At 37.3% G+C, this 18,460-nt stretch carries 9 protein-coding genes; 1 reads left to right on the top strand and 8 read right to left on the bottom strand.

Features of this window, described 5'->3' with window-relative positions:
* Positions 1-56: 56 nt before the first annotated feature.
* From CQ046_RS04705 to tsf, 6 genes are all read right to left on the bottom strand, one after another.
* Positions 57-851 (bottom strand): hypothetical protein, encoded by a 795-nt coding sequence (locus CQ046_RS04705; protein WP_105701160.1) that lies wholly within the window; start codon positions 849-851, stop codon positions 57-59.
* 204 nt (positions 852-1,055) lie between these two features.
* Positions 1,056-4,454 carry a T9SS type B sorting domain-containing protein gene (locus tag CQ046_RS04710; RefSeq protein WP_165790463.1) on the bottom strand — a complete coding sequence of 1,133 codons (3,399 nt, stop codon included), beginning with the start codon at positions 4,452-4,454 and terminating at the stop codon, positions 1,056-1,058.
* A gap of 114 nt (positions 4,455-4,568) precedes the next feature.
* Entirely contained in the window at positions 4,569-7,421 is a 2,853-nt protein-coding gene (locus tag CQ046_RS04715) for a T9SS type B sorting domain-containing protein (protein WP_105701162.1), read from the bottom strand.
* Between the two features lie 143 nt (positions 7,422-7,564).
* Positions 7,565-10,387, bottom strand: coding sequence for a gliding motility-associated C-terminal domain-containing protein (locus tag CQ046_RS04720; protein ID WP_105701163.1), 2,823 nt, complete (start codon positions 10,385-10,387; stop codon positions 7,565-7,567).
* Between the two features lie 79 nt (positions 10,388-10,466).
* On the bottom strand, positions 10,467-13,817 hold the full coding sequence (locus CQ046_RS04725; protein ID WP_105701164.1) for a T9SS type B sorting domain-containing protein: 3,351 nt from the start codon (positions 13,815-13,817) through the stop codon (positions 10,467-10,469).
* Positions 13,818-14,016: 199 nt separating this feature from the next.
* Positions 14,017-14,841, bottom strand: coding sequence for a translation elongation factor Ts (tsf, locus tag CQ046_RS04730; RefSeq protein ID WP_047385945.1), 825 nt, complete (start codon positions 14,839-14,841; stop codon positions 14,017-14,019).
* Positions 14,842-14,986: 145 nt separating this feature from the next.
* Between tsf and CQ046_RS04735 the strand changes: the two genes are divergently transcribed.
* Entirely contained in the window at positions 14,987-15,760 is a 774-nt protein-coding gene (locus CQ046_RS04735) for a DUF6759 domain-containing protein (RefSeq protein WP_105701165.1), read from the top strand.
* A gap of 67 nt (positions 15,761-15,827) precedes the next feature.
* Here the strand turns inward: CQ046_RS04735 and CQ046_RS04740 are convergent, their stop codons facing one another.
* Both CQ046_RS04740 and gltX read right to left on the bottom strand, forming a co-directional pair.
* On the bottom strand, positions 15,828-16,784 hold the full coding sequence (locus tag CQ046_RS04740) for an acetyl-CoA carboxylase carboxyltransferase subunit alpha (protein WP_105701166.1): 957 nt from the start codon (positions 16,782-16,784) through the stop codon (positions 15,828-15,830).
* A gap of 49 nt (positions 16,785-16,833) precedes the next feature.
* Entirely contained in the window at positions 16,834-18,342 is a 1,509-nt protein-coding gene (gltX, locus tag CQ046_RS04745) for a glutamate--tRNA ligase (RefSeq protein ID WP_105701167.1), read from the bottom strand.
* Positions 18,343-18,460: the final 118 nt, after the last annotated feature.

Here is an 18,460-nt window from a genome sequence, read left to right on the forward strand (position 1 = left end):
AGAAGTTGGATGTTTGGATATAAAAAATCCATGTGAAGCACATGGATTATATATTTTTAGTTATTACTTACAACCTCCTGTAGGTGAGAACTTTTAAGCCTTTTCTGATAAATAGGCATGTATTTTTCAATTGGAACCTTTATCGCTTCAAAATTTCCAGCAAGGACATAAGCTTGAATATTTTCAGAACTATAAACGAATTGAAGGAAATTGTCAATTAAATTTTCAGGAATTTTAAACCTTGTAAAATAATCTTTTCCCAAATAATTTTTGATCTGCACAACGGAGGTATTCATCCTTTCATAAGCCTGATAACGCTGTTTTTTCTTTCTGTCACCCGAAAGGATGTCATAAATACTTTCAAGGCTGAAGGTAAGCCCGCCATCCCGTAATCCGGCAACAGGTAGTTCCGGTGGAGTACCATCACCTTTTGGTTCAGGAAGGCCGATTACTTTCTTAAGAGCATATGCTTTATCTTCTTTTCTTAAAGAATTTACATCATACCGGAGATTTCCGGTAGGTTTGAACCTGCTGAGTACAATTTCCTGAATTTCATAATAAGCAATTTTAAGCTCAACCAGATTCTTTTGCACCATGGATTGAGGAGTTAGCTTAATATCTTTTCTCTCAGTAACAATAGAGGTAAACCGGATTACATCTCCAACATTAGCCGGGATATTATAATTACCATTGTAATCCGTAAGAACGGTCTTTTGAGTATTCAGGTTCGTAACATATACCTGGTTAAGATATAAAATAGAGTTGTCTCTCAGAAATACCTCTCCGGAATATATTTGTGCATTAATTTTTGCCAGAAAAATCAATAGCAGTAGAGTAAACAGTTTCTTCATATAATGCGCAAAATTACGTAGAAATAAAGCAATTCTGCCTAATTAGATGATGAATAGTGGTTAAAGTTATATTAAACTTTAAGATTTATTTGTTAAGGAGTGTTAGAAATTTATCAACAACCTAAAAAAGAGTGAATATAAGTAAAGAAGCCAGAAGAAAGAATACTTGAAATTCAGTGTCTCTTTCTTCCGGCTTTCTTTGTTTTATCTGTGCTTTACGAGGAGCCAGCTTGAATATTTTACAGTGAGCGTAGAGCCATATTCTGTCCAGGTGATAAAATACCAGTACGTTGCTGTAGGAACATATCTTCCTCCTATTCTTCCATCCCAGGTAAATCTGTTTTCCGGAGTTCCTCTGAAGACTTCGGCGCCATACCTGTCAAAGATTCTGAATACAAGATTATCGTTTGCCATCAAAGCAGAATAGTCTATTCCTTCATTATAGCCATCTCCATTCGGAGTAATGGTATTGATCAGATTGATAATGGCAAATGGTTTTTTCACCTCTTCACACATTTTTGAATCTCTCACAAATACATTGTGTGCTCCTCTCGGTACGTTGGTGAAGACATTCGAACTCTGCCATGACACTCCATCTAAAGAATATTCATAAGGAGGTGTGCCGCCACTTACTCCAACTTTTACCGTTGTCCCATCTATTTCAATTGAGGTAATCATTGGAGTTGGAAGTTCTGTAACGTTCACATACTGTTTGTAAACACAGCCATTGAAGGTAAGTTCTACCCAATAACTTCCTGGTGCAACGTTGGTGATGGAAGGGGTTGTTGCTCCCGTACTCCATAAATATCTCTCAAAGCCAGGCCCGGCATCCAATGTTGTGGTAGTTTTCGGACAAATAGCTTTATCTACTAATATATCAGATTTTTTAGGAACTTTAATATTGATGATAAGGGTACCAACTTCAGGGCATACCCCATTTTTTTGAAAACGGATATAATACGTCTGGGAAGTGGTAATATTAACAGGTGATGAAACGATATTCACATTGTTCTGAGCATCTGCTAATGTTGCATGAAAAGTATATGTAACATTCGGATCCAGGGTAAATTGAGGTATAAACTGAGTTAAATTGACACTTTTTATACCATCCAGGTTGTCATCACAAACGCTTTCTGTAACGGTTTTGGTAATCAGTGTTACTTTATCTTCGATACTGAATTGTAAAGGTTTAATCACGGTGGCACATCCATCCGGAGAATCTACCCTGATGTAAATAGTCGTTGTAGCAGTGTAGCTCCAGTTGTTAGGGAGTGTATTGTTATTTCCGGCGTTGGCATCTGCCAGATTTGCATAATATCTTACGTTGGTAAAATAATTAGGGTTATTCAATACAATAGGAGTGATATTGGAAAGGGTCACGGTGACTGTCCCATCCAGATTATCATCACAGAAAACACCATTGTAATTATCCATGACAATTGCTTTATTGAAAAGAGATAATGTTATCTGTGCAATACTTTTACAGCCGATACCGTTTTTTACAACAGCATATACGATAGTCCCGTTTGGTGCAGTGTAAGCTGTTGTATTGGTAATCAGTGCTGCAGCATTTTCATTCTGAGCATCCAAAAGGGTAGGATAATAAGTAATGGTGACAGGTGAATTATTGGTTATGTTGGCTGTAGTCAGGTTGAATGTTCCCTGTCCATTAATGTCGCAGGCAAATAATGTGGTATTCATTACCGTAAGCGCCTGAATATTGATGGTAACCGTTACCGTTTCACAGTCTGGAAAATCCGGATCATTGCCGCAAAATGTATAGGTGAATGTATCTGTTCCTGATGTTCCCGGAGTATTTACAGTATAGGTAATCACTCCGGTTGCAGCATTTACCACTGCTGTTCCAAGTGCAGGGGCTGTTGTAATCGCTACAGTACCGGGAGCTGTTGTTTGTGTAGAACTGCTTAATGCAGGAGCTATAACCTGAGAAGTACATACATTGTAGGCTTTAGTGCTTAGTTTTGTACAGTTCAGTACCTTAATTTGCTCAGTGACTAAAGGTGCACAACTTCCCATTGTAACGGAACAGGTATAATATCCCGGGAGTGTAGGGGTAATTGTAGATGTTGTAGCTCCGGGAACTATCGTTCCGTTTCTATACCACTGATAGGTGTCATAGATAAGAGGGTCTACAGTAAGAACAATTCCTGGAATACAGCCGGTTCCTGATTTTAAAATAACAGGTTGTGTAGGAAAACCTGCGAAAAATCCTCCATATCCTACAGCATCACTTCCCGCGGTAATTCCTGCCATAATAGCTTTGTCTGAAACAACGGTGATGGTTCCCGTTACATTGGGAATTCCATAGGTAACCCAATTGGTGGTTCCTGTCATATTGTAAGGTCCCGTTATGGCAAGAGGAGTTGCACTGTTTACTGTAACGTTGGCACCTCTTTCTGTAATAAGGTTTAATTTTGTTGGAATGTTCAGAACTCCTCCGACATTCCCATTGGAATGAACAAAGTTTTCGTTAATGAGTCCCAATTCATTGATCTGCTTTGGAAGATAACAGTTTAGTGCAGGAATAAAGTTGAAACCTCCTGTAGCTGTTTCATTCCCAGAGTTGGAATCTCCGGCTAGAATCTGATAGACATAGGCATTCTTTGATGTTCTGACATATAAATTATAATGTCCGTTTCCTTGAAGAATGTATTTTGAATCAGGAATCACATAATATTTTCCTGCATTGATGGTAGCTATTGGAGGGATTTCATTGTTGACGAAGATCTGAGTATTATCTTCAGTGGCAATAACCACAGCTCCTTCCATATTGGAGCCAATAGGTCCGTTTCCTTTTACCAGAGCAAATTCATTCCCAAGTCTGTTGACCGGTACTGCCTGATCCATCAAAATATCTGAACTGGAAGGGAAGTTTCCGGCATATTGTCCGTTGAAGTTTCCATTGGTGACGTTTACGGGTTTATTCGAGATGATTTTTGAACCAATAAATCCGTCAAAATTTCCTGTAATATCTCCAATCCCATCAAGAATGTAAGATTGTCCTTTGTTTAAAGTGAAAGTCATTGTTGGATTGGTAGCTCCCGTCATTCCGTTAGAAAACTGAACGGTGGGGCTATATCCGGAGATGGTAACGGTGGTGTTATCTTCTGTTGCCAGTACACTGGTCATGAAGTTGAGGATATTATTGCTTACCGTAATAGGAGCGGAGGCTGCATAGAATGTCATTCCTGTAGAGGGAATTCCTTTGGATGTAATGATTTCTGCATGGTTGAATACCGAGAACCTTAGGTTAGCATAAAAAGGAAATTCTGCTTTAAGATATAACCCTTTGGTAGTTGGGGTAAATAGATCCGTCTGCTGTGTGGTAATAATATAATTCCTTAAAACATCGAATTTTTGTGGATTGTTTTTGCTGATATTTACTGTTCCGATCAGAACATTATTGTTATAAATACTGACCGGAAAAGGGGTGGTTCTGCTGGTAGATAAATACAGTTTCTGGTAAGGATTGGGAGCGCCTGTCCTGTCTACCATGGGAGCAAACCAGTGCTCTCGGTCCAATTGGGCGAAGGTAGAGGTGAAAATATAAAATATAAATAGAAAAGATAGAATTTTCTTCATTCAGTATTAGTATTTATCACAAATTTAACAATAAAAAGTATTAAATGCTTGAAAACATAATAAAAAAGCCTCGATTTCAAAATCGAAGCTTTTAAAAATTTTATGTATGTAGTATTACTCTCTGTTTTTAACCATAATCCAACCTGTGAATTTTATCGGTGTCTGCTTGGCATTAGGTTCATTCCAGCCTATTTCATACCAGTAATTTCCTGTAGGAACTCTTTTGCTGCCATCTGCAGATCCGTTCCATTTGTATCCGTTGGTTTTGTCTGCCTGGAAGATTTTACTCCCATATCGGTCAAAAATGTTAATGACAAGATTATTTTTAACAGCTAACGAAGAATAATCTATAGCATCGTTTACCCCATCATTATTAGGTGTAATCACATTAATCAGATTAGGAACGGTGATATTCATCTGAATTGGTTCACAATTATAGTCATCTTTTACATAGATGGTGGCATTTCCTCTGCTGATATTGGTGAATACATTAGAATCCTGCCAATTGATATTATCCATAGAATATTTGTAGGGTGGAGTTCCTCCTGCAACATTTACGGTTACGGTATTATTTGAGATATCAATATTGGTAATAACCGGTTGTTCCGATGCATATACTTTTACAGTCTGCGTAGTTACACATTCTCCGGTTTTTAGTTTTACCCAATATACTCCTACTCCTACATTCTTTATTGTCTGGGTAGTTGCTCCCGTGCTCCATTCATAGCTTTTGAACCCTGGTCCTGCATCCAATGTAGTTTTTCCTTCCATACAGATGATTTTATCTGTCAATACATTTGATTTTACCGGAGCTAAAACTACAAGAGTTACCATAGCTACTCTGTAACATCCGTTTGCATTAATTACTTTGATATACACAACACCATTGGGCGCGATGTAATTATTAGGAGTTAAAATTTCGTTGGTTCCTGCGTGTGCATCTGCAAGAGAAGGGTAGTATTTCTTGGTAATTCCGGTTGCTAATGTTACGCTGACATTGGTAAGATTAAATAATCCGGTAGATGGATTGGCTTCCAGGAAACATGTTCTTATTAAAGCGTCATTTACGATAGGGCTTTCAGATACAGTTAGATTTAAAGTGACTTCTTCACAATCTGTAAAATCTGGATTGTTTCCGCAGAATTTATAAACGATTTTATCCGGACCAATATAATTATAAGCAGGTGCGTAGCTTATTACACCAGTATTCGGATCAATAACTGCATTTCCATTAGTAGGTGCTGTGATGATGGCTACAGTTCCCGGTACTACAGTTTGAGTAGAAGTTGAGAATGTAGGGACAATTTGTTTTACTCCATCACATACCGTATCATTGATAATCGTTTTCTTAAGACAGGTATATACTTTATAGACAGGAGTGATCACTGGAGGACATGATCCTACAGTGATTTTTACTGTGTAATTTCCTGATTGTGTAGGCGTATAGGAATGGCTTGTAGCCCCCGGTATAGGATTGTTTTCTTTATACCATTGGTAGGTATCAAAGCTGTCATCTACTTCAAGAACAATTCCCGGAATACATTCACCATTTTGTTTTGCAATAACGGGAATGGAAGAGAATCCTGCAAAATAGCCACCATATCCCACTACACCACTTCCTCCGGAGATACCGGCTGTAACAGCTTTTGTTGAATTAATGGTAACATCTCCTGAAATATCGGGAACGGAATAAGATACCCAGTTGGGTGTTCCTGTTACCTGATAAGGGCCTTGTGAAGTTGGCAATTGTGCTCCGTTTACAGTAACAACAGCACCTGCTTCTGTCAGGATGTTCAGTTTTACAATATGTCCTGAAAGGGTTGTAGAATAAGGAAGATCTTTAATTTTTCCAATCTCATCAATTTTTCTTGGAAGATAGCAGTTCAATGGCGGGATATAATTAAACCCAAGTGTTGCGTTGCTGGCTCCAACCCCTGCCATAAGTTGATATACATATACATTTTTTGTGGTTCTGATGTACATGTTGTAGTGATTATTACCTTGATTGATATAGTTGGTATTATTGATTTTGTTGACTCTATAACTTTCACCTTCAGCCAATGTTGCAGCTGGTGTAGTTGCGTTGTTAATATATACCTGAGTTCCACCTTCTGTAGCAACAATTAGGGCATCTTCCATGTTTCTACTAATGTCTCCGTTTCCTTTTACAACTACAAATTCATTTCCTAATCTGTCTACCGGTACAGACTGGTCCATGATAATATCAGAACCTTGATAGGAACCGCCAGCTGCCATGGCAAACTGACCGTTAAAATTTCCATTGGTCACGGAAATGGGTTTATCGGCCTCTATTTTAGCACCAATGAAAGCTTCTTTATTTACAGTTTTGTCACCTATACCTTCAATGATATAAGATTGTCCTTTATTCAATGTAAATGTAAGAGTTGGATTGGTAACTCCGGTCCATCCGTTGGTAAATGCCACATTGGGAGAATAGTTTGAAACGGTAACCGTGGTATTATCTTCTGTTGCCAGAATTCCGGCAGTGAAATTATACTCGCTGTTAAGTTCTTCAATGGGAGCGGTGACAGCATAGAATTTTGTGCCAATTCCTGCTTTTCCTTTTGAAGTTAATATTTCTCCATGTTGGCTTACTGAGAATCTGTAGGTGACAAAATAAGGTTTTGAACCCTTAGTATAAATCCCTTTATTTCCCACAGTGAATAGTTCACCATTGATAGTGGCAACCATTCTGTTCAATGGAATATTAAATGTCTGTGGTGAGCCTTTGCTTATGGTGACTGTTCCCAATACCGTATTATTGCTGTAGATGTCTACAGTAAATGGAATGGCAGAGTCTGTAGAAAAATACAGTGCCTGCATGGGAGTAACTACTTTTGGGGATCTGGCTGCCATGGGGGCAAACCAGTGTTCTGTATCTCTTTGGGCAAAAAGCATGTGAATGGGCACCAGTAAGAACAGGAAAATTAATAGAATCTTCTTCATGTATTATAGTTAATTAGGTTTTTTACAAAAATAGAAGAATAATTCATTGATTATGGAAATATTTCACGATATCATTATTTAATTAACAAAATAAGCCACGATAATACAATCGTGGCTTATAAAATATAGTTTTAAACTAATTATTACTCTCTGTTTTTAACAAGAATCCAACCTGTATATTTTATTGGAGTCTTTTCTTTGTTGGATTCATTCCAGGTGATATGGTACCAGTATGTTCCTGTACCCAGTTTCTTATCAAAGTGTTTTCCGTCCCATCTGTAGTTATTGAACTTATTTCCGGTAAATACCATATTTCCGTATCTGTCATATACTACAAAACTTAGGTTCTCTTTGTAAGCAAGCTCACTGTAATCTATATAATCATTTACATTATCTCCATTAGGTGTAATGGCATTTAATAGATTCGGGATTGTAATTTCTACAGAAGTAGGAGTACAGTTGTAGAAATCTTTTACATAGAAAGTGTGCTGTCCTCTGCTTAAACCTGTGAAGACATTTGAATCCTGCCAGTTAGCCGTTCCGTCAACCGCATATTTGAAAGGTGCTTTACCACCGCTTACAATTACTGTTGCTGTATTGTTGTTGATCTCAATCGTTTGGATTACCGGATCTTCAACTTTTTTCACTTTCACTGTCTGAGTAAGGAAACATCCGTTTTTACCTAGTACTACAGTGTATTCTCCAACTCCTACATCTCTGATACCTGAAGAAGTAGCGCCTGTGCTCCATTGGTATGAATCATATCCGGAACCTGCATCAAGATTAGTTTTTGCATCCATACAGATATACTGATCTACCAGGATTGGAGATTTCTTGATTGGAAGTACAATTAACTCAATTTTTGCATTCGCTGTACATCCTTCAGCAGTGGTTACTTTTACAAATACGAATCCTCCTGTTGATGGGAAGTTAGTAGGTGTTGTAATTTCGTTGATCCCTGCTGTAAGATCATTTAAAGTACGGTAGTATTTTTTAGTAACTGCATTATAGTCTGTTACTTTAGCTTTCGTAAGGTCAAAATAAGCATAAGGATCTACATCATACCAACATGCCTTAATAGAAGTATCTGTTACGATGAAAGGTACTACAGTAAGGTTTAATGTCACCTGCTCACAATCTGTAAACTCAACGGAGTTTCCACAGAATTTATAGATGATTTTGTCTGCTCCTAAATATCCTGCATTCGGAGTATAAGTGATTGTTCCGTTTGGATTCACCACTGCTGTTCCTTTTGTAGGAGGAGTTAAAATTACTACTGTACTTGGAACCACAGTTTGAGTGGAAGAAGTAAATGTAGGGGTAATAATTTTAGTAGAACAAGCATTAAGAGCCTGTGTTGTTTCTTTTAAACACGTTTGTACTTTATAGATAGGTGTTGTAACAGGAGGACATGTTCCCATTGTTACTTTAACCGTATAATTTCCTGACTGTGTAGGAGTATAAGTATAAGTTGTTGCCCCTGCAATAGCTACTCCGTCACGGTACCACTGATAGGTTTCGTATCCGTCATCTAATTCAAGAATAATTCCCGGTACACATTCACCTGTCTTTTTAGCAATTACAGGGATAGAAGAGAATCCTGCAAAATAACCTCCGTATCCGGCAGAACTAAATCCTCCGTTGATACCAGCTGTTACAGCTTTTGTAGAAGTAATATTAATGTTTCCTGTTACCCCGGTAATTCCATAGGTAACCCAGTTTGTGTTTCCTGCCACCGGATATGGTCCGTCTGTTGCAGCTATAGGCATGCCATTTAGCAATACAGTAGATCCTGTTTCTGTTAAGATATTTAGTTTTACAATGATATCCTGCACAGCACTCGCCCCTCCGGTACCAATAGGCATCTCATTGATTTTTCCGATTTCGTCAATTTTTCTTGGAAGGAAACAGTTCAATGGTGGAATATAGTTGAATCCATTAGTAGCATCACTTCCCAGAATTCCAATAAATTGATATAAGTATACATTTTTAGTCGTCGAAATGAACATATTTGAATGTCCTGAAGTACCCTGAGCTACATAGCTGGTTTCATTAATTCTGTACCATTCTCCTGCAGCAAGTGTTGCAACAGAAGTACCTCCGCCATTTAAAAATACCTGAGTGTTATCTTCAGTAGCAACAATAAGACCTCCCTCCATATTTAAGTTAGGAGCAGTAGATCTTGTTTTTACCATGGCAAAAGTATTTCCAAGTCTGTCAACTGGAACCGACTGATCCAGAACCGGGTCACTTCCCGATGGTGCAGTAGAGAAATTGGCATTACAGCTTCCGTTGGTAAGTGTGATGGGCTTATCAGCAACTATTTTTGCACCGATAAAACCTGTCTTGTTTGCAGACTGAGATCCTGATCCTGCAAGAATGAAAGACTGGCCTTTTTGTAACGTGAAAGATTGGGTATTACCAGTAGGTGTTCCGTTAATGAAAACCACTCCGGCAGTTGCATTCCATGTTACTGTTACATTGGTGTTGTCTTCAGTAGCCAAAACACCTGCTGTAAAGTTTTGAATGCTGCTGGTATTTGTATTAGGAGCGGTAGCAACAAAAAATGTTTTTCCAATTCCGGCTCTTCCTTTACTGGTAATGACTTCCCCGTGAACACTTTGGGCAAGTCTTAAACTACAGTAAAAAGGTTTGGCTGCTTTTAAATACAGTCCTTTATTACCAACATTGAACGCTTCAGTAGTGGTACCTGTAGAAATAAGGCTATTGGTAACCTTGTAAGTTTGCGGGCTACCTTTACTGATGGTAACCGTAGTAACTACAGCATTGTTGTTATAAACGGTTACATCAATGGGTGTTAATGAATCAGTGGAAAGGTATAGCATATTGGTATACCCTCCAACACTGTCATAATAAGGAGCAATCCAATGCTCGGTATCCCTTTGTGCAAAGAGTGGATTAATTGTCAAAAAAATTAATACCAAACTGAGTAGAAATCTTTTCATGTGTATGGAATTAGGATTTCTACAAAATTAAAATAAAAAATGAAATACTTTTAATAAAATTTAAATAAATGTTAAAAAGTTACTCTCGATTTTTAATTAAAAGCCATCCTGAGTATGAAACTGGTAATTGGGTGTCAGGCTCATTCCATCTGATAATATACCAATAAGTTCCCGTAGGAAGATTTCTTCCATTGACTGTTCCATCCCATGTATAATTCTTGTCAGAAGACTTATAAACAGAGGCTCCATAACGGTCTGCCACCTCAATAGTGACATTTTTTTTGATTTTTAATTCTGAATAATTCAGAACGTCATTAATTCCGTCTCCGTTCGGAGTAATGGTATTGATCAGGTTGAGCACCAGAAACTCTTTGGTTACATGGGTACATCTGTCAGAACCCAATACATATACCGTATGAAGACCTCTTGATAATGCTGTGAAAATGTTGGAAGTCTGATAGTCGAAACCATTTAATGAATACTTATAAGGAGCAGTTCCTCCGGTTACAAAAACGGTTGCTGTAGTACCTGTTACCTCTATTTTAGTAATAGTAGGTGCCTGTGAAGAGGTTATATTGACATACTGACGGTATACACATCCGTTGAATCCAAGGTCTACATAATAGGTTCCGGGTCCTACAGAAATACTTGGAGAAGTAGCACCAGTACTCCATAAATACGAAGTGAATCCCGGACCGGCATCCAGCATTATTTTTTCATCAGAACAGATCACATGATCATTCAGCTTGTTAGATTTTTTTGGAGTTTTCAGATTAAGCGTTAAAACAGCTGTATTCGGGCATGCAGTAATGCTTTGGAATCTTACATAGAAAATACTCGCCAATGAAGTAAGAGTCTGTGATGCAGAAATGGGGTTTAAACCAGCCTGAGCATTCGCCAGGGAAGTGTAAAATGATAAGATAACGCCTGGATCTGCTGTAAATAGAGCTTTATAGTCATTAAGATTTACAGCTTCGGAACCATTAAGATCATTGTCACAGATATCAGCCTGTGCATTGTTGGTAATCAAAGGAATTTTATTTCCGATTGTAAAACTGATCTGGCCTAAAGCAGGGGGGCATTCCCCAACAACACCGGATACTCTTACATAAACAGTGGTGCTAGCGGTGAACGTCCAGTTGGCAGGAAGTGTGTTATTGTTTCCGGCATTGGCATCAGCCTGATTAAGATAATATTTTACCGTGAAGTTGGCAGGATTGGTAACAATTTGAGGAGTTACGCTCGTAAAATTGACACTTACAATTCCATCAAAATTATCATCACAAATGGCCGCATTGAAGTTAATTGTGTTAATATTGGGAGTAGGATAAGTATTTAAAGTAATGGTTGCTGTTTTAGAACATCCATAGATTGAAGTTACATTCGCATATATGGTTCCGGCTTGTCCTGAGTAGGCAGCTGGATTAGTAATCTGACCTGTTAAGTTTTGATTGGTAAAGTAAGTAACGGTAGCACCAGGTTCCGAAGTTACATTAGCTGTAGTAAGGTTAAATGTTCCGTTTCCGTTAGCTGCTGCACAGGAATTTAATGAAGCATTGTTTACCTGAAAAACATGGGTGTTGACTACGATTTTAAAATATTCAAAAGCTGCCGGATTTCCGTTCCCCTGAATATAATAAGTGAATGTATCTGTAGTATTGGCTGTAATACCGGCATTAGGAGTATATATAAGTTGTCCTGTTGTCGGATTTATGCTTACGTTTCCGTTCGTGGGTGATACAATAATATTTGTATAAGAAGGATCAATAGTTTGGGTTGAATTACTAAATACCGGATTGATGATTTTGGTATTACAAGATCCAATATCATAAGTCGTTGTAGTGATAGGTGGACATGCAGTATAATCAAATTCTGCAGTAAGTCTGGATTCGCAGTTTGTTCTGGTGATAGAACAGGTATATATTCCTGTACCATATAAATCAGGATTGATGGTTGGGGTAGTTGCTCCTGTAATCGGATTTCCGTTCAGATACCATTGATAGGCATCATAACCGGTTTCTACAGAAAGCTGAACTCCATTATAACAGTCTCCTGTCTTTGTAATCACCGGAACAGAAGAGAATCCTGCGAAATATCCTCCATACCCTACGGCCCCATTTCCTGCAGCAATACCTGCAGTAACCGGTTTTGTAGAACCTACAGTAATATTTCCTGTCACACTTGGAATAGAATAAGTAACCCAGTTCGGATTTCCAGTCACCGGAGCCGGGCCTGTACCTGCCGCAATAGGGCTTCCATTGATGGTAACTGCAGCACCAGCTTGAGTAATAATATTAAGTCTTGTATTGAAGGTATCAGTTCCAATTTTATTAATAAATCCGATTTCGTTAATTTCTTTAGGTAAAAAACAGCTTAAAGGCGGGATAAAATTCATTCCTCCCGTAGCATAAACCGTACCTGTAGAAGTTCCTGCCAAAAGCTGATATACATATACATTATTATTGGCGGAAATACTCATATTGTAATTTCCGTTCACCTGATTGATATAGTTTGTTCCCTGAACAACATAGTATTGTCCTGCATTCAAGGTAACATTATTCAAAATTGTTCCGTTTACAGTAAGCTTTGTATTATTTACTGTTGCAATCACTACGGCTACTTCCATTCCGGAATTAGCTGGGCCATTTCCTTTCATCATCACAAAATCTTTTCCCAATCTTTCTACAGGAACAGCCTGATCCATCAGAACGTCTACATTGGTATTGTTTTGAGTGGTATAAATACTGTTGAAATTTCCATTGGTTACAGAGATTGGTTTATTGGAAACAATTTTTGCTCCCACCAGTCCCGTTAAATTATTAGAATTAAGATTGCTCTGTGCTTCAATGATGTATGATTTTCCTTTATTGATGGTGAAAGTTCTCGAAGGAGCTGAAATACCATCAGAGAAAACAACGGCAGGGTTGTATCCTGATAAAGTTACCGTAGTATTATCTTCAGTTGCAGTAACTCCAATAGTGGAGTTTACATAGGGTTTGGCAGTTGTATTGGGAGCCATTCCTACAAAGAATGTTTTCCCAAGTCCGGCTAATCCTTTTGATGTAATAAATTCAGCCTGATCCTGTACAGTAAATCTATAGCTGGCGAAGAATTTTTTGCTTCCTTTTACATACAGTCCCATTGAATTGGACGTAAACAGTCCGGATGGGGTAGAGGAAATCATCATATTGTTCGGGATAGTTACCTGAACAGGATTTCCTTTGCTGACCTGAACGGTAGAAAATACATTGTTGTTATTAAATACCTGTACAGAGAAAGCTGTTGTTTCATTGGTTGAAAGATAAAGGTAACCTTTCGGAGTTCCGAGGAGACTGCTTGCAGACATAGGAGCAATCCAATGCTCAGAATCCAATTGTGCATTCACAAATAAACAAAGAAAAGTGCAAAAAGCTAATAGAAGTTTTTTCATGCGTTATTATAAGGGGCCGCAAATTTAAACATTAATAATCAATTTTTTATGCAAAAAAAGTTTTGAAATAACGTTTATTCTGTATTTGCTGAATATTTAAAATTCCCGTCATATTCTGTTAATAATCACATGCTTTTATGGAATAAAAAAATCCCGGTGAACTTCACCGGGATTCTATATTTTTTGAAAAAGGGTTAGCTTATAGGCTTACTCTTACAAATCCTGTTACTTTTAGGTCTGCGTTTACAGATTTTACATAATCAGCAACTGAGATACTTCCGTCTTTAATGAAATCCTGGTGTACCAAAGTGTTGTCTTTGTAGAATCTCTGCATTTTACCTTTAAGAATGTTATCGATAATGTTTGCAGGCTTACCTTCTTCAGTAAGTTTGTGTCTTTCGATCTCTAATTCTTTATCGATAGTTTCCTGAGAAACTCTGGTTTCGTCCAAAGCGATTGGGTTCATAGCTGCAACCTGCATAGAAACAGCTTTAGCAGCTTCGTCAGCTCCATCTACTTTAGCAGAAAGAGAAGAAATTGCAGCAATTTTGTTTCCAGCGTGGATGTAAGCTCCTAAGAAATCTCCTTGGATTCTTTCGAAAGATCCGATTTCGATTTTCTCACCGATAACTCCTGTTTGCTCAACTAATTTTTCAGCAACAGTCATTCCGTGGAAATCTGTAGCTAAAAGCTCTTCTTTAGTAGCAGCAAAAATTGCCATTTCAGCTAATTCGTAAGCTAGCTCGATGAACGCTTCATTTTTAGCAACGAAGTCAGTTTCGCAGTTTAGAGAGATTACTACACCTAAAGTGTTGTCCTCGTTTACTCTTGCGATTACTGCACCTTCAGCAGATTCTCTGTCAGCTCTGTTAGCAGCAACTTTCTGTCCTTTTTTTCTAAGGATGTCTACCGCTTTTTCGAAGTCTCCTTCAGCTTCAACTAGAGCTTTCTTGCAGTCCATCATACCTGCACCTGTTTGGTTTCTCAATTTTGCTACGTCTGCAGCAGCTGGTGTATAAGACATAATATCTATTATTTTTTTTATTTAAGATTAGTATTAATTTTTAGCTTAAATTTAGAGCAGTGCAAAGATAATGATTTTAATGATAAACTAAAAAATGACTTTTCACGTTATTAATATATTTAATACTATTTTAAAGATTTGATTAATGAAAAAAATCTTATTCCTTCTATTTATATGCATTTTCTCTCTTGGATTTTCCCAAAAAAAGAAAAAAACAAAATCTAAAGCTGTTGTTGAAAAAGAAACTGTTATCATCTATACAGAACAGGAAGCTGAGATTTCAAAAGAAGCCAGAGTGATCGCTGGTTTCCTGAAACAAAATCCCGGACACGCTAAAACAGATTATTTTAAAAGAAAACTGATTGATATTATTATGGCGGGGAATTCTCCCGAAGCAAAACCTACTATTAAGCCAATCAGTAAAGAAAAAATCGAAAACATTGTAAAAAATAATGAGCTGAATAGCGGTAAAACGATTGCTGTAAATAAAACTAATACAGTTAACGGTAAACCTGTTTCTGATAATACTGCTGCTGCTATTGAAGCTTTAAAAGAAGAACGAAGAACAACTACTTTTGCATCGGCAGGTTCTGCAAACTCAGCAAAAAGTGCAGGAAGTTCTAAAGCTGGACCAAGTGAGGAGAATAAAAAAACAGCAGCTATGCTTACCCATCTTTTTAATAATGATTTGAATAAGAATGAAGCCTATGTTAATATTAAAAACAGATCAGCCTGTAATCTTATCGTAAAAATAAGTGGCAAAAAATATTATAATCTGACAGTTCCTGCAAAAGGGGAAAATTTTATTCTTGTTGATAAAGGAGAATATGTAATGACAACCTCAGTATGTGATGCCAAGTATTCTGCTTTAAAGAAAATTACTCAGGATATTGAAATTGCACTCAACGTTGCAGAATAGGATAAAATAAGATAGAAGAAAGCTAAAGAAAAAAGGTTAAGAAGAAATTCTTAACCTTTTTATTTTTTTATCCTTTAAACTGACCCATTGCAATGAATTTGTCCTGTCTTTGGGTTTCAAGCTCCTGTCCTGTAAATTTGGAGAAAGCTTTGATATTTTGTAAAATTGAATTTTTCAGGTTCAAATAAGTTGTCTCCTGATCATAATGAGCACCTCCAAGTGGTTCTTCAATAATCCCATCGATGAACTTCTCTCTTAATGCATCTGCCGGGGTAAGATTCAATGCATTAGCTGCATCTTCTTTGTGATCCCAGTTTCTCCATAAGATAGAAGAGCAGCTTTCAGGAGCAATTACTGTATACCATGTATTTTCTAACATATATACCTTGTTTCCTACACCTATTCCTAATGCTCCACCACTGGCGCCTTCTCCAATGATGTAAGTGAAGATTGGAGTTTTCAGCTGTACCATTTCAAAAATATTTCTTGCAATAGCTTCACCTTGTCCTCTCTCTTCAGCTTCCAATCCTGGGTAAGCTCCCGGTGTATCTACTAAAGTTACCACAGGGATATTGAATTTTTCAGCAAGCTTCATTAGTCTTAAAGCTTTTCTGTATCCCTCCGGATTTGGCATTCCAAATCTTCTGTGCTGTCTTTCTTTAGTCGTTCTTCCTTTTTGAGTTCCTATGATCATTACTTTTTGACCATCAAGGGTAATCAATCCTCCAATCATTGCCGGATCATCAGCGAAATTTCTGTCTCCATGAAGTTCTAAGAAACTGCCTTTGTCTGCCATTCCGTTGATATAGTCTATTGTGTAGGGACGATCCGGATGACGAGACAGTTGTACTCTCTGCCAAGGTGTAAGATTTGAATAGATTTCTTTTTTCTTTTCTAAAATCTTATCCTCAATCTGGCTGCATGCTAATTTTACATCAACACCACTTTCTTCTCCTACTAAAGAACACGTCTGGTATTGATCCATCAATTCTTTGATAGGAAGTTCGAAACTTAAATATTCCATTTCTTGAAGTAAATTAAATCTTTCAAATGTATGAAAAATTATGGTTATTTTAGTTAAAATTATTTATAGCATTCTTTATTCTGGCGATACTTTCTTCTTTACCAAGCGTTTCCAGAATGTCCGGTACGTCTGGCCCTTTCAGTTCTCCTACTAAAGACAAACGTAGTGGCATCATTACTTTACCCATTCCTAACCCCTTGCTTTCCGCAAAATCATGCATTTTTTCTTTTAATGTTTCAGCGATAAAGTCTGTAGATTCAAAAGCAGTTGCCAATTCTCTTAGAATTGCAGATGTATCATCATTCCACGCTTTTTTCGATGCTTTTTCATCATAAGAAACAGGAGCTTCAAAGAAAAATTTCCCATTTTCATAGATGTCTTTCGGAAAAGTTGCTCTTTCTTTCATCAGTTGAATTACTTTCAACAGTTTTTCATCAGAAGCACCGGAAAGATTAAGATCTGTCTTTTTTAGGATCTGAAGAAGCTCTTCATCAGATTTCATCTGAATATACTGATGGTTGAACCACTCAGATTTTTCTTTACTGAATCTTGCACCCGCTTTATGTACTTTATGAAGATCAAATTCTTTGATCATTTCTTCCAATGGAAGAATTTCTTTATCATCAGCAGGAGACCAACCCAATAATGCTACCATATTGATGAAAGCATCAGGAAGATAACCGTTTTCTCTATATCCTTTAGAAATTATTCCTGTAGCGGGATCTTTGAAATCAAGCGGGAATACCGGGAATCCGAATTTATCTCCGTCTCTTTTGCTTAGTTTTCCTTTTCCTTCAGGTTTTAAAATTAAAGAAAGGTGTGCAAACTGCGGTGCTTCCCATTGCATTGCTTCATATAATAAGGTGTGAAGTCCTAAAGACGGCAGCCATTCTTCTCCACGGATTACGTGAGAGATTTCCATTTCGTGATCATCAATAATGTTGGCGAAATGATACGTTGGCATTCCGTCATTTTTTACCAGCACTTTATCATCTAAAGTATTGGTATTTACAGAAAATTTTCCACGGATAATATCTTCTAGATTCAATACTCTGTCAACAGGCATTTTAAAACGTACTACATAAGGAGTCTTTTCATTCAATAGTCTTTGAACTTCTTCCTCCGAAAGAGTAAGGCTGTTTCTAAGACCATTTCTTGTTTTATTGTCATAGGAGAAAACATCACCTTTTGCTTCGTATTCCGCACGAATTGCATCTAATTCTTCTGCAGTATCAAAAGCGATATAAGCATAATCGGTTTTTAAGATCTGTTCCGTATATCGATCGTAGATGTCTCTTCTTTCAGATTGTCTGTAAGGAGCATATTTTCCTCCTTTTTTAGGACTTTCATCAGGGATGATTCCGCACCATTCTAGTGCTTCTTCAATATATTCTTCAGCACCTTCTACATATCTGGCAGTATCAGTATCTTCAATTCTCAATACAAATTCTCCTCCTTGATTTTTAGCAAAAAGATAATCATATAATGCAGTTCTTACGCCTCCCAAATGTAACGGTCCTGTAGGACTTGGAGCAAAACGTACTCTTACTTTCTCCATTTCAATTTTAATTTTTGCAAATTTACTTAAAATTATGCGTTTACGGACTGATTTCTGACCAGGTATTCGCTTTTTGATTTTAACTTTTGTATTTATTTCTTTAAATTTTCTTCAAATG

This window comes from Chryseobacterium sp. MYb7 (assembly GCF_002979455.1).
Lineage (GTDB): Bacteria > Bacteroidota > Bacteroidia > Flavobacteriales > Weeksellaceae > Chryseobacterium.

Bases quoted from the DNA above. Each gene is read 5' to 3' on its own strand.
- CQ046_RS04705 (WP_105701160.1), bottom strand. From the start codon at position 851: ATGAAGAAACTGTTTACTCTACTGCTATTGATTTTTCTGGCAAAAATT.
- CQ046_RS04710 (WP_165790463.1), bottom strand. From the start codon at position 4,454: ATGAAGAAAATTCTATCTTTTCTATTTATATTTTATATTTTCACCTCT.
- CQ046_RS04715 (WP_105701162.1), bottom strand. From the start codon at position 7,421: ATGAAGAAGATTCTATTAATTTTCCTGTTCTTACTGGTGCCCATTCAC.
- CQ046_RS04720 (WP_105701163.1), bottom strand. From the start codon at position 10,387: ATGAAAAGATTTCTACTCAGTTTGGTATTAATTTTTTTGACAATTAAT.
- CQ046_RS04725 (WP_105701164.1), bottom strand. From the start codon at position 13,817: ATGAAAAAACTTCTATTAGCTTTTTGCACTTTTCTTTGTTTATTTGTG.
- tsf (WP_047385945.1), bottom strand. From the start codon at position 14,841: ATGTCTTATACACCAGCTGCTGCAGACGTAGCAAAATTGAGAAACCAA.
- CQ046_RS04735 (WP_105701165.1), top strand. From the start codon at position 14,987: ATGAAAAAAATCTTATTCCTTCTATTTATATGCATTTTCTCTCTTGGA.
- CQ046_RS04740 (WP_105701166.1), bottom strand. From the start codon at position 16,784: ATGGAATATTTAAGTTTCGAACTTCCTATCAAAGAATTGATGGATCAA.
- gltX (WP_105701167.1), bottom strand. From the start codon at position 18,342: ATGGAGAAAGTAAGAGTACGTTTTGCTCCAAGTCCTACAGGACCGTTA.